General features: G+C 33.1%; 11 protein-coding genes and 1 pseudogene. 4 read left to right on the top strand and 8 right to left on the bottom strand.

The annotated features are described in order from the left end of the window. Positions 1-73 precede the first annotated feature (73 nt). Positions 74-739, top strand: a complete 666-nt coding sequence (locus tag EGD97_RS09105; RefSeq protein ID WP_228202003.1) for a GGDEF domain-containing protein — start codon at positions 74-76, stop codon at positions 737-739. A gap of 99 nt (positions 740-838) precedes the next feature. Here EGD97_RS09105 and EGD97_RS09100 read toward each other — a convergent pair whose 3' ends face one another. Together EGD97_RS09100 and EGD97_RS12415 are read right to left on the bottom strand one after the other, a co-directional pair. Then, positions 839-1,201, bottom strand: a complete 363-nt coding sequence (locus EGD97_RS09100; protein ID WP_127837124.1) for a helix-turn-helix domain-containing protein — start codon at positions 1,199-1,201, stop codon at positions 839-841. A gap of 14 nt (positions 1,202-1,215) precedes the next feature. Next, positions 1,216-1,356: a hypothetical protein gene (locus EGD97_RS12415; RefSeq protein WP_164850193.1), complete on the bottom strand. Its 141-nt coding sequence runs from the start codon at positions 1,354-1,356 to the stop codon at positions 1,216-1,218. Between the two features lie 224 nt (positions 1,357-1,580). On the opposite strand from EGD97_RS12415, the gene EGD97_RS09095 reads away from it, so the two are divergent. Together EGD97_RS09095 and EGD97_RS09090 are read left to right on the top strand one after the other, a co-directional pair. Then, a complete protein-coding gene (locus EGD97_RS09095; RefSeq protein ID WP_127837123.1) occupies positions 1,581-3,548 on the top strand; it encodes an oxidoreductase in 1,968 nt (655 codons plus the stop codon). Positions 3,549-3,815: 267 nt separating this feature from the next. After that, positions 3,816-4,718 carry a LysR family transcriptional regulator gene (locus EGD97_RS09090; protein WP_127837122.1) on the top strand — a complete coding sequence of 301 codons (903 nt, stop codon included), beginning with the start codon at positions 3,816-3,818 and terminating at the stop codon, positions 4,716-4,718. Positions 4,719-4,925: 207 nt separating this feature from the next. Here the strand turns inward: EGD97_RS09090 and gltA are convergent, their stop codons facing one another. The 6 genes from gltA to EGD97_RS12410 form a co-directional block, all read right to left on the bottom strand. Then, positions 4,926-6,317, bottom strand: a complete 1,392-nt coding sequence (gene gltA / locus EGD97_RS09085; RefSeq protein ID WP_127837121.1) for an NADPH-dependent glutamate synthase — start codon at positions 6,315-6,317, stop codon at positions 4,926-4,928. Then, positions 6,317-7,207 carry a sulfide/dihydroorotate dehydrogenase-like FAD/NAD-binding protein gene (locus EGD97_RS09080; protein WP_127837120.1) on the bottom strand — a complete coding sequence of 297 codons (891 nt, stop codon included), beginning with the start codon at positions 7,205-7,207 and terminating at the stop codon, positions 6,317-6,319. The genes gltA and EGD97_RS09080 overlap by 1 nt, the downstream gene beginning before the upstream one ends. Positions 7,208-7,281: 74 nt before the next feature. After that, the gene (locus EGD97_RS09075) at positions 7,282-8,343 is read right to left on the bottom strand and encodes an NADP-dependent isopropanol dehydrogenase (protein ID WP_127837119.1); all 1,062 of its coding nucleotides are present in this window, start codon (positions 8,341-8,343) and stop codon (positions 7,282-7,284) included. Between the two features lie 479 nt (positions 8,344-8,822). Continuing rightward, positions 8,823-10,721 carry a sigma-54-dependent Fis family transcriptional regulator gene (locus EGD97_RS09070; RefSeq protein ID WP_127837118.1) on the bottom strand — a complete coding sequence of 633 codons (1,899 nt, stop codon included), beginning with the start codon at positions 10,719-10,721 and terminating at the stop codon, positions 8,823-8,825. Between the two features lie 230 nt (positions 10,722-10,951). Continuing rightward, positions 10,952-11,233 carry a hypothetical protein gene (locus EGD97_RS09065; protein ID WP_127837117.1) on the bottom strand — a complete coding sequence of 94 codons (282 nt, stop codon included), beginning with the start codon at positions 11,231-11,233 and terminating at the stop codon, positions 10,952-10,954. Positions 11,234-11,493: 260 nt separating this feature from the next. Further along, positions 11,494-11,646 (bottom strand): hypothetical protein, encoded by a 153-nt coding sequence (locus EGD97_RS12410; protein WP_164850192.1) that lies wholly within the window; start codon positions 11,644-11,646, stop codon positions 11,494-11,496. A gap of 238 nt (positions 11,647-11,884) precedes the next feature. On the opposite strand from EGD97_RS12410, the pseudogene EGD97_RS09060 reads away from it, so the two are divergent. Next, positions 11,885-12,466, top strand: a pseudogene (locus tag EGD97_RS09060) (IS30 family transposase); the annotation flags it as partial. Between the last annotated feature and the right edge of the window lie 270 nt (positions 12,467-12,736).

The raw sequence follows: 12,736 nt of genomic DNA, 5'->3' as shown, positions 1-12,736 counted from the left end.
AATTTTTAGTCAATGTTGTACATAAAAATATTAGCAACTTTGTACAATATTATTTTAGCATTAATAAGAATGTTTGCAAAATAATAAGCCCGGTACATACGAAATGAATTATGAAACCAAATGGGGCAAGAAAGTATGGTTGCGAGTTCATGTTAAACCGCTGGCAAATAGAAATACAGTAACAGGTGCTCAGTTAATCATCGATGATATTACTGAAAAAAAGCGGCTGGAAGATGATTTACGATGCTTATCTGTAACTGATTGCCTTACAGACAGTTATAACCGCAGATATTTTACACAAAAACTTGAGGAAGAAATAGAACGTGCTAGACGGAACGGGAATACGTTTTCCTTGATTATGCTGGATATAGACCACTTTAAGAGTATTAACGACCGCTTCGGTCATAACGCCGGTGATTTGGTTCTTAAAAACATAGTAGAATTGATTAAGAACAGGATTCGCAAAATAGACATTCTGGCCCGCTGGGGCGGAGAGGAATTTGTTATACTGCTGTTAGATACAACTATAAAAAATGCGGTTCGTTTGGCGGAAGAACTGCGGGAAAGTTTAAGCCGTATGGATATACCGGGTGTGGGCAGAGTAACAGCTAGCTTCGGAGTGAGTACTTACTGTTCGGGGGATACGGCTGACACATTGGTGAATAAGGCAGACAAAATGATGTATGAGGCAAAAGCTGCCGGTAGAAATTGTGTACGGTATATGAATGAATGTGAATAGCTATTCAAAGTTCTGTGTATAAGAAAAATACTAAATAAAAAATTAAATGGGTGGGGTAGGTATGTTAAGACTTTTAACAGAAAAAGACAGATTAATTGTTTAGGTAATATCCCAAGACCAAACTTGATTTGGAGCTTTAGCTATGTGGGTTATTGGAAGCTTTGACTTTTCAGGTGGCTTGCTTCTTCCACGATGATGCTGCTGCATGTTCTTCTTTCTCAATATTCTATACATTGTTGACTCTGAAGCAATGTATATACCTCTATTTGCAAGTGCAGGAACTATCTGTGATGGCGGTAAGTCTGCAAATTCAGGCATATTTACAATGTTTATAATACTTTGATATTCTTCATCTGTTAGTTTATTCTTTGGTGCAGGTCTCTCAGCTGAACGCCTCCTATCTTCTTTTACACCGCCTTCACTGCACCAACGTTCATAGGTTCTGACACTTATTCCTACCACATCACAGGCTGGCGCTAGCCTGGACCATTATCCTTTGCTTCATTGAGTTCTACTACTCTTATGCGATCTGAGAGGCTTATCAATCTTCCTCTCTTTTTTTTGGTATATCTATTAATATCTTTTGCCATAGGTTTATCTCTCCTTTGTTCGAGCATATCATTTTTTATTCCCTACGACAACTATTTTAACACTAGGGGATGGCAATTTTTGATTAAGTTAAGATATCATGAAAAGTTGTAGCTGACACAATAGTTTAGTGTTATACAAAATTGGCCAAAACAATTAATATGTAATATGAATTTATACATTAAATGATACATAACGTAGGGAAATGTTAGTTAATATTTTAACAAAACTTAAATTATAAGGAGGTAATAAAGTGTTTGAGAGTTTATTTTCAAAGGGAAAAATCGGAACAATGGAAACAAAAAACAGAATAGTATTCACATCTATGGGTAATGCACTGGCTAACACTGACGGAACCGTATCAGAAAAAGATATCTATTTTTATGGTGCAAGGGCTAAAGGTGGAGTTGGTGTTGTATTTACAGAATGTTCAGTAGTTGATGGTGAAAGAGGGAAAGGAAACAATAAGCAGATATGTGTTTATGATGATAAATTTATACCAGGTCTTAAAGCTTTAGCTGATGAAATTCATAAATACGACAGCAAAATAGTAGTGCAGATTTACCATCCAGGAAGACAGGGGATAACTTTTATAAATGGCAACTTACCAATGTTAGCACCCAGTGAAGTAGAGTGTAAGGCAGTACATCAGCCAACTGAAGCGATGACAATCGAGCAAATTGAAGATATGGTAGACAAGTTTGTAAATGCTGCAGTAAGACTTAAAAAAGCAGGTATCGATGGAGTTGAGCTCCATGGTGCTCATGGATACTTGATAAATCAGTTTCTAAGCCCGTACACAAATAAGAGGACTGATAAATATGGCGGAAGTCTTGAAAACAGGATGAGATTTTTGGAAGAAATAATTATTGGCATAAGAGAAAAATGCGGCAAAGATTATCCATTGATAGTAAGATTATCAGTTGACGAATTTTTAGGGTATGTGGGACTTCCAGAAAAAGGGCTTCATATTGAAGAAAGCGTTAAAATAGCTAAAAGGCTAGAGGAGCTAGGGGTAGATGCACTTGATATCAGTTGTGGAATATATGAAACTATGAATGTGGCATGGGAACCTTCTTCGTTTGAACAGGGATGGAAGATCCATCTACCGGAAACCATAAAAAAAGCAGTGAACATACCTGTCATAGGTGTTGCTGTCATTAGAGACCCTGAATATGCAGATCAGATGATTAAAGAAGGAAAGATTGATTTTGCTGGATCAGCAAGACAACACTATGCAGATCCGGAGTGGTCGAATAAAGCTAAAGAAGGAAAGGTAAATGAAATAAGAAAATGTATATCATGTCTGCATTGTATGGAAACCTTAATGAAAGCTGATTTGAGTGACATACCATGCCAATGCGGCATTAATATACAAAGTGGAAGAGAATATGAATATAATGATTTTAAAGAAGATGGCGAAGGAAAAGTTGTAGCTATAATTGGGGCAGGCCCCGCAGGACTTGAAGCCGCAAGAGTTTTAGCTATTAGAAAATATAAGCCTGTGATATTTGAAAAATCAGATAAACTTGGTGGACAGCTGGAACTTGCTAATAAGCCTCCTAAAAAAGAAAAAATCAACTGGTTGATAGATTATTTGAAATACCAGATTGAAAAAGCAGAAGTTGAAATAAGATACAATACAGTGCCTACTATTGAAAGCTTAAAAGAGCTTAACCCATATGCAGTATTTATTGCTCAAGGTTCAAATCCGATAATACCAAGATCAATACCAGGTATAGAAGGAGAAAATGTATTATCTGCTGTAGATATATTAAATGGGAAAGTAAAGTTGAATAATAAGAAGATTGCAGTTGTAGGCTCAGGAATGACTGGCCTTGAAACAGCACATTATCTTGCTGAAAACAGTAATGACGTCAGTGTATTTGAAATGGCTGACGAAATAGGACCGGGGCTTTACTTCCAGAATCTAATAGATGTGATGAGCCACATAGAGCCTTTAGGAGTAAAGTTATATCCAAAACATAAGCTGGTTAAGATAGAAGAAAACAAAGTTACTTTTGAAAATACTGAAACCGGAGAAAATGAGTATTATGATTTTGATTATATTGTAATATCTCTGGGAACAGCACCAAATAAAGAGTTAATCGATGAAATAAAATCTGCTTTTGATAAGGTGAGTGTGCTTGGAGATGCTAAAAAAGTTGGAAGAATAAGAAATGCAATGGAAACAGGTTTTATAAGTGCATACAATTTATAAAATACAAGGAGGCAACAATCAGCTTGCTTGGTCCAGAAGTGAAAAAACTCGGATGCGCGAAAGTAATGTTCCTCAAAATTTCTTAATCTAAAATCTGCACTTTTGACATTAGATATAATAAAAAATAATGTAATATTTGACGGTTTAAGATATTAGAGAATAAATAAGAAAATTATTGATTAAGAATTTAATAATTTGTACTGCATAGAGTCTGTATTGTATAATAAATTATACAATGCAGACTCTATTAATTTAAGGTGATATAATATGGATATAGCTTCTCTAAAGTATTTTGTAAAGGTATGTCATAGCAATAGTTTCACAAAAGCAGCAAAGGAATTGTTTATTACTCAGCAGGCATTGAGTAGAATAATTAATAATTTAGAAAAAGAAATTGGTGCATCTCTTTTTATCAGAAATTCCAGAGGGGTTAATCTTACCGAACTTGGAGAGTACATTTTACCAAAAGCAGAAGCTTTAGTTAAGGATTTCGATGATTTTATTTTCGACATAAATAATAAAGTGGACAGACAAAAAGAAAAACTTAAAATAGGATTTGCACCGGGAACCCTGCAAATTTTAGGAGCGAAAGAGATTATTGAATTTCGAAGGGAGTACCTTGGCGTTGAAATTGATATAGGAGAGTATTCAGATGTGGAGTGTGAATTAAATGTATTAAATGGCTACCTTGATTTAGCTCTCACGGTTAATCCTAAAGATGAAAAGAATTTCAAGTATTATCATTTAATGAAAGAGGGTCTTATTGTAATAGTAAACAAAAATAATCCATTAGCGGCTAAAAAAAGCGTTCGATTTGAAGATCTTAAAAATGAAAAATTTATTCTTTTAGATGATACATTTCGCATTCAGCGTGTTCTTATGGAGCATTTTAATAAAGCAGGATTTATTCCTAATGTTTATTTTAAATCCAGCCATGATTTAAATGTGGCCTATGATTTTGTTGAATTGAATAAGGGTATATTCGTTTTTGTGGATAAGTTAACTCATGTTGAAAAGTACAATAATATACGATGCATACCCATAGATGTCCCTACGGCATTTTGGGATGCAGGATTTATAGTAAAAAAAGACGCAAAAGTTAATAATGCTTCAAAAAAATTCATAAATTATTTTCTTAGCAAATATAGTAAAGATATAATAAAAGTTTAAAAAACAAAAAGGACGGTGCTTTCCGGTTCATAAGAACTTTAATCACAGAGATAAATAAAAATTTTAATACTACAGTACTCATAAGGGGGTACGCCCCGGAGGTTTATCTTAATACTAACTCATTATTTAGTCATTCCCTAAAATTAAAAAATTACTACTGGGGATGTCCCAGTAGTAATTTTCAGAAAGTTTACACTAAGCATTCATCTAATTTATTTGCTTACTTAAATATTCATCAATAGCCTTTGCAGCTTTCTTTCCTGCACCCATAGCAAGTATTACTGTAGCTGCTCCTGTTACAGCATCTCCACCTGCAAATACTCCTTCTCTTGATGTGCGTCCTGTTTCCTCTTCTGCTACTATACATTTATGTTTATTAATTTCTAATCCTTTAGTTGTAGAAGATATCAATGGATTTGGTGATGTGCCAAGGGACATAATTACTGTGTCTACATCCATTATAAACTCTGAGCCTTTAACTTCTACAGGCTTTCTTCTTCCTGATGCATCTGGTTCACCAAGTTCCATTCTTATGCATTTCATTCCTTTAACCCAGCCATTTTCGTCACCTATAATTTCTACTGGGTTTGTTAGCAAATCAAATATCACGCCTTCTTCTTTTGCATGGTGTACTTCTTCAACTCTTGCTGGCAGCTCTTTTTCTGATCTTCTGTAAACTATATGAACCTCTGCTCCAAGTCTTAATGCTGTTCTTGCAGCATCCATTGCAACATTTCCACCACCTACAACAGCTACCTTCTTACCTACTTTTATAGGTGTATCATAATTTTGTTTAAATGCTTTCATTAAATTATTTCTTGTTAAGAATTCGTTTGCTGAGAACACTCCATTTAAATTCTCTCCTGGTATTCCCATAAATTTGGGAAGGCCAGCACCAGAACCTATAAATACTGCATTAAATCCTTCTTCTTCAAATAACTGATCTATAGTAACAGTTTTACCAACTATAACGTTAGTCTCTATTTTAACACCTGATTTTTTAACGTTATCTACTTCATGTTTAACTACTGTATCCTTTGGAAGTCTAAATTCAGGAATTCCATAAACTAAAACTCCACCTGGTTCATGCAGAGCTTCAAATATAGTTACATCATAGCCTAATTTAGCTAAATCTCCTGCACAAGTAAGGCCTGCTGGGCCACTTCCTATTACAGCTACCTTTTTGCCATTTTTAGGCTTTGTTTCTGATAAATCTATATTATTTTCTCTTGACCAGTCTGCTACAAATCTTTCAAGCTTACCTATAGCTACAGCTTCTCCTTTTATCCCAAGTACACATTGTCCTTCGCATTGATTTTCTTGTGGACATACTCTTCCACATACTGCTGGAAGTGCACTGGATTTAGCTATAATTTTAGCTGCTTTTTCAAAATTTCCTTCTTTAACCTGTGATATGAATTCAGGTATACTTATAGATACTGGGCAATTTGCTACGCATCTAGGATTTTTGCAGTTTAAACATCTTGAAGCTTCTTGCATTGCCTCTTCTTTAGTATATCCTAAACAAACCTCATCAAAATTAGTAACTCTCACCTTTGGATTTTGTTCTCTTATAGGGATTCTTTTCATTCTATCCATTACTTGTCACCTCCACAACCGCAGCCTTTTCTATGGTGAGTTTCCCCTTCTATTTCTCTAAGAAGTTTTCTACCTTCTTCAGTCTTATACATAGCTTGTCTTCTCATAGCTTCATCAAAGTCTACTAAATGTCCATCAAATTCTGGTCCATCAACACAAGCAAATTTTACCTGCCCTCCAACGGTAACTCTGCAAGCTCCACACATGCCTGTTCCATCTACCATTATTGGATTTAAGCTTACTATTGTTTTAATTCCTAATTCTTTAGTAAGTACAGATACAAATTTCATCATTATCATTGGCCCTATAGCTATAACTAGATCATATTTTTTACCTTTGTTCTTAACTAAATCTTTCAATAAATCAGTAACAAGTCCTTTAAATCCATAAGAACCATCATCTGTAGCTACATAAACGCTGCCCGCTTCTTTTTTCATTTCTTCTTCTAGTATTAAATAATCCTTTGACTTAGCACCTATGATTACATCTGCCTTTATTCCCTGATTATTCAACCACTTAACTTGAGGGTATACAGGAGCTGTTCCTACCCCGCCAGCTATAAAAATAATTTTCTTGTTTTTTAAAGTTTCTATATCATCATGCACCATTTCTGATGGTTGTCCAAGAGGCCCTACAAAATCTAAAAAACTGTCTCCAACTTCATATTCTGCCATTACCTTTGTTGAAGTTCCTATAGCTTGAAATACTATAGTTACAGTACCTCTTTCTTTATCATAATCGCAAATTGTAAGAGGTATTCTTTCTCCCTTTTCATCCATTTTAACTATAACAAATTGACCAGGATTAGCTGATTTTGCAACTCTTGGTGCTTCTACATCCATAAGATAGATGTTATTTGTTAGTTTTCTCTTATCTACTATTTTAAACATCTATATTCCTCCATTTTAAAATTTCACACAACAATCTCCTCTGCTATAAAATATAGCAAAGGAGATTATAAAAATTATTTTTCTACTATAACCACTGGTTTAATTAAATCCTTTGGCTTATCCTTCATCAAAAGAAGTGCTTTTTCTATATTTTCAAAGCCATTAAATACATGTGTAACTAATTTACTTAAGTCAACACGATTGTATTTTACAAGATCTATTAACATTTCCATTCTAAGACGTCCGCCAGGGCAAAGACCTCCTTTAATAGTCTTATGCGCCATTCCACAACCCCATTCTAAACGAGGTACTGGGAGTGTTTCTCCGCTTCCATGGTAATTAACATTGGAAACTACACCGCCAGGTTTAACCATAGTTACTGCCTGTGCTAATGTTTCTGTACCGCCTCCTGCCATGATTACACGGTCAACACCTTTTCCATTAGTTAAATCCATAATCTGTTTAACTATGTCTCCATCTCTGTAGTTTACTATATCTGTTGCTCCATAGAATTTTGCAGCTTCAACACAAACAGGTCTGCTTCCTACACCTATAATTCTACCTGCACCACGTAATTTTGCACCTGCTATTGCCATTAGTCCAACTGCTCCTATACCTATTACTGCAACACTGGATCCCATTTGTATATCTGCTAGTTCTGCACCATGGAAACCAGTAGTCATCATATCTGTTATCATAACAGCACTTTCTAAAGGTATTTCATTAGGTAAATGTGCAAGATTCATATCTGCATCATTTACATGAAAATATTCTCCGAATACACCATCCTTAAAGTTTGAAAATTTCCAACCTGAAAGCATACCATTTGAATGTTGATGGAATCCTGCTTGAACCTCAATAGATCTCCAATCAGGAGTTATAGCAGGAACTACTACTCTATCGCCAGGTTTAAAATCTTTAACTTCGCTGCCAACTTCAATAACTTCACCTACAGCTTCATGACCTAAAATCATATCATGCCTGTCTCCAATTGCTCCTTCAAAAACAGTATGTATATCTGATGTACAAGGGGATACAGCCAGCGGACGCACAATCGCATCATATGGACCTGCCACTGGACGTGCCTTTTCAATCCATCCTAACTTATTGATACCTAACATTGCAAAACCTTTCACTTTAAAACCCTCCTAAGTAATTTTTTGTTAAATATAGTATATATTTAATTTAATTTAATTGGTAACTATTTAACTTAACTTTTACACCAACTGCAAGCTGTATATTACATTATGCAAATTCATAGAACTAAGTTTTTATTATAATAGTTATTATTTTAACTACTATAATACTATTCTGAAAATAATTAGTTATTAAATAGTTATTTCACCTACATATTAATAATATAGTTTTAATTTTCACAATGTTTTTTATAAGCAAATAATGTGCCAAATATAATATATATGAAAAAAAGCTCTAAATTTATACAATGTTCTGTAAAATATTAAACTTCTTTTAAAAAAGTGTTGAAAAAAACAACATTAATGAAATAAAAAAATGTTGTTTTTTTCAACACTGTTGTGTTTTTATACATTTTTATTTGTATTGTTATTAACATAACAAAATATTTTTTAACTTTGAATATAGATTACTCTCACATTTATCCTATATTATATTTTTTTAACTTTGAATATAGAGTACTCCTATTTATCCCTAGAATTCTGGAAGCCTTTGTAATGTTACCATTACATTTATCTATGCAACTTTTTATTGCTTTTAGTTCCCATTGTTCTAGTGAACACATATCATACTCTAGAATTTTTTCACTTGAATTGCTTTGTTCTTTTGACAGGCCTTCAATTTTAAAATTAAAAGAAGTATTTCCATCCAGGTTTACAATATTTTCAATACAATTCTCCATTTCTCTAACATTTCCAGGCCAATTATAATTAATAATCTTTTCATATATATCATGTCTTATTTTAGGTATGGGTTTACCTAATTTAATAGCTTTAACTTTTAAAAAGTGCTCCATAAGAATTTCAATGTCTTCTTTTCTTTCCCTAAGAGGAGGTACATATATAGGAATTACACTTAACCTATAATACAAATCTTCACGGAAAGTTCCTTTTTCCACCTCTTTTTTTAAATCCTTGTTTGTAGCTGCAATAATCCTTACATCTATATTTATATATTTATTTCCACCTACTCTAGTAACACAACCTTCTTGAAGTACTCGTAAAAGATTTACCTGCATATCCAGAGGCATTTCTCCTATTTCATCTAAAAATAAAGTCCCTCCATTAGCGAGTTCAAATTTTCCAGGATGTCCTCCTCGTTTTGCTCCTGTAAAAGCTCCTTCTTCATATCCAAAAAGCTCACTTTCTATTAAACTTTTAGGTATGGCACCGCAGTTTATTGCCACGAAACTATTATTTTTTCTATTACTGCTGTTATGAATTGATTGAGCAATAAGTTCTTTTCCTGTTCCACTTTCTCCTTGAATAAGCACCGTAGAAGGACTATTGGCTATACTTCTTGCCTGTTCTTTTATTTTTAAAATTTCTTTACTTTTACCTATAATATCATCAAAAGTATAAGTTGCTCTCATACCTGTGTATTTATTGACTAAATTATATACATTCTGTATATAATTTAATATTCCAACCATTCCAGTTATAGTGCCTTTTTGGTTTTTTATAGGATACATATTTAAGTTAAACCTTTTCTTCTTTTCCCCGCCTGAATATATGATTTCTTTATTTTCATAATCATTCCCTATCTTAAGCTGATCGAATATATATTTCCAGTTATCTAAAACATTTTCAACATTTCTATTTATCACATCTTCTTCTCTAACTTCCAGCATTTTACATGCACTATTATTAATAGCTTTTACTAATCCATTTGTGTCTACTGCAAAAATTCCTGAGTTTATTGAATTTATAATCTTATTTAAGTATTGATAAGCTCTGAACAATTCATTTTGGGCTTTTTCAACTTTCATCTGATTTTCAATGGATTTTACTGCTGCAACAACAAGACCTAATGTATGAGGATGTGCCAATTGGCGCCTTCCGGTAAGATTAAGACATCCAACTATATCTCCATCTTCACTATGGATAGTAGCAGCAGAGCATGTCCAAACATGATATGCATTTATAAAATGTTCTTCTCCTGAAATTTGAAAAGAACAATCTTCATGAAGTGCAGTTCCTATTGCATTAGTTCCAGTACTTTTTTCACTCATATCCGCACCGACTACAATTCCCATTTTTGCCTGGTCCCTTATTATATCTTCATCCCCTATAATAGTGAGAACAAAACCATCTTTATCTGTAAGATATAATGAGAATCCAGATCCCTTTAAAAAATCATAAAGTATCTCCATAAAAGGCCTAGCAATTTTTATTAAATCGTTATTTTTTTCTAAAATTAAATTAAACTCCTTTCCTTTTAAAATTGTTATGGGAAAAATTCTTTCCTTCTCAACACCGTAGTCAATGCATCGTTTATGTGATTTTTTTATTATTTCATCATGATTATGTGCTACAAGCATATGGTATCCCCCAGTCTGCAAAAATTTTATATAATTAATTATACCAATAAAGCTTGAATATGCTTTTTTATATTAAAATATTTACTAAAAATTTTAACCTTTATTCTGTAAATAATTGTAATAAATAAAAAGTACTTATGGAAAACACTTTATATAATGCTAGTATCTCATATTTCGCTGAAAGGCATGTGAAAATCAGGACATTTTTCTTAACTCAAAAAACAGAATTTCTAGGACTTACTTGTTCCTTGAATAAAAATGTCCTCTGATATACCAAGATATCGTAGTACCTTCTTTATGCTATCGTTTAATGGATGGACAAATTGCCTTTCAGTTGATTTACCATTTTTAATAACCCTTACTCTTACAGTAATAAAAATATCAAATATAGCCCAGAGTGTTGGACGGGACATTTTAATTTGCTTTTTATCATCCCTTTTAGCCTTGCTGTGTCCAAAGTTAATGGTTATTACATCCTGACTGCCGTCAATAGCCTCATATTGACCCCACATAACCTTGGAGGTAGTATCATAATTAATATTTTTAACAGTAATACCAAAAGTAGAAAAGGCGTTAGCCGCAAGTTCAGCAAATATCTTCCTTGGGCCAGCTTTGTATAAGGAATCCTATATATGGGATATATTCGACATAAAATCTAAATATCCTTTTTGTAAATATTATGAATAAATGTCATTCAATCAAATCAATGAAAAGATGATTGAGAATGAATTTTAAACATCCTTAATCATCTTCATGTAGAAATGTGTATGCTTTATTTGGAAATTTTTACAGTGTGGGATTCAATATATTCCTTTTGTTCTTTTGTAAGAGAAGCTTTTTCTTTAAGCAAAGTTACAGCTGCTTCTGGAAGGTAAGTGTCTTCTGATATCTTATACTCTATTCCTTTATATAAGGCTACAAACATTTTTACAGAACCTGTACCTACTTCATTTGGAAGTGTATCACCGTAATAGGTTTCTAGATCGGTTCATTGTAAAATTAAATGCAACAGATAAAAAATATTAAAACCATAGTGAAAATCATGTATGATATAGGTGTCAACTCTAAACATACAGGAGGTTTTCACTATGGTTTATAATATTAATTGTAACACATCTGTACGTTCTTTTAAACACCTAAAGTCATACGAACATAGATTTACTTTAAAACTACGCTTAAAACCTAAGAATAAAAGAATTAAGCAAAATAAGCGTATCTTAGGTAAAAGTATTGATTTAAGACCAGAAGAAGTAAATACCCGTGAAGAATTCGGAGATTGGGAAATAGATACTGTCATTGGTAAAAAGTCCGGTGATAATGCTCTCTTGACTCTAACAGAGCGTAAGTCCCGTTATGAAATAATGATAACTTTAAATGCTAAAGATAGTAAATCTGTTGATGATTCAATAAAAAAGCTTATGGAGATGTATAGAGATACTTTTAAACATGTATTTAAAAGTATCACAGCTGACAATGGGGTTGAATTTAGTAATTTAGAAACTTTGCTTAAAGAATATGGTATAGAGGTATACTATACTCACCCTTATTCTTCCTTCGAAAGGGGTACTAATGAACGTCATAATGGTCTTATACGTCGTTTTATCCCTAAGGATAAAAGCATCAAAGACTTATCTTTTGATACAATTCAAAGGATTCAAAATTGGATGAATAGGTTGCCACGTAAATTGCTAAATTACAAAACCCCAGAAAAATATTTTTATGAAGAACTATCGAAGATTGCTTAATCCCATATTTTGAATATTATAGATGTCGCTTGTGGTTTATCAAGGGTAAAGCTCCGCCTGCTACGCAGCCCTTGACAAACCCATGCACGCCATCTCCTGTTATTATTAAGATGGGCTTAAGGCTGATTTTGACTATTGTCAGTCCTATTCTACATGATTTTTTCACAGGGGTGTTGCATTTAATATTGCAATTTAAGTATATTAAATATAATATTGATTATTGACTTTAATAATATTAAGGTTTATACTTAATATTATTAAAGGAGGTTT

The organism is Clostridium prolinivorans, from assembly GCF_004011155.1.
Lineage (GTDB): Bacteria > Bacillota > Clostridia > Clostridiales > Clostridiaceae > Clostridium_AT > Clostridium_AT prolinivorans.
This window is presented reverse-complemented; position numbering and strand designations above follow the sequence as displayed.

What these genes read in the sequence shown, in the direction of transcription:
- EGD97_RS12415 (WP_164850193.1), bottom strand. Translation starts at nt 1,356, where the DNA reads ATGCTCGAACAAAGGAGAGATAAACCTATGGCAAAAGATATTAATAGA.
- EGD97_RS09090 (WP_127837122.1), top strand. Translation starts at nt 3,816, where the DNA reads ATGGATATAGCTTCTCTAAAGTATTTTGTAAAGGTATGTCATAGCAAT.
- gltA (WP_127837121.1), bottom strand. Translation starts at nt 6,317, where the DNA reads ATGGATAGAATGAAAAGAATCCCTATAAGAGAACAAAATCCAAAGGTG.
- EGD97_RS09080 (WP_127837120.1), bottom strand. Translation starts at nt 7,207, where the DNA reads ATGTTTAAAATAGTAGATAAGAGAAAACTAACAAATAACATCTATCTT.
- EGD97_RS09070 (WP_127837118.1), bottom strand. Translation starts at nt 10,721, where the DNA reads ATGCTTGTAGCACATAATCATGATGAAATAATAAAAAAATCACATAAA.
- EGD97_RS09065 (WP_127837117.1), bottom strand. Translation starts at nt 11,233, where the DNA reads ATGTGGGGTCAATATGAGGCTATTGACGGCAGTCAGGATGTAATAACC.
- EGD97_RS12410 (WP_164850192.1), bottom strand. Translation starts at nt 11,646, where the DNA reads ATGTTTGTAGCCTTATATAAAGGAATAGAGTATAAGATATCAGAAGAC.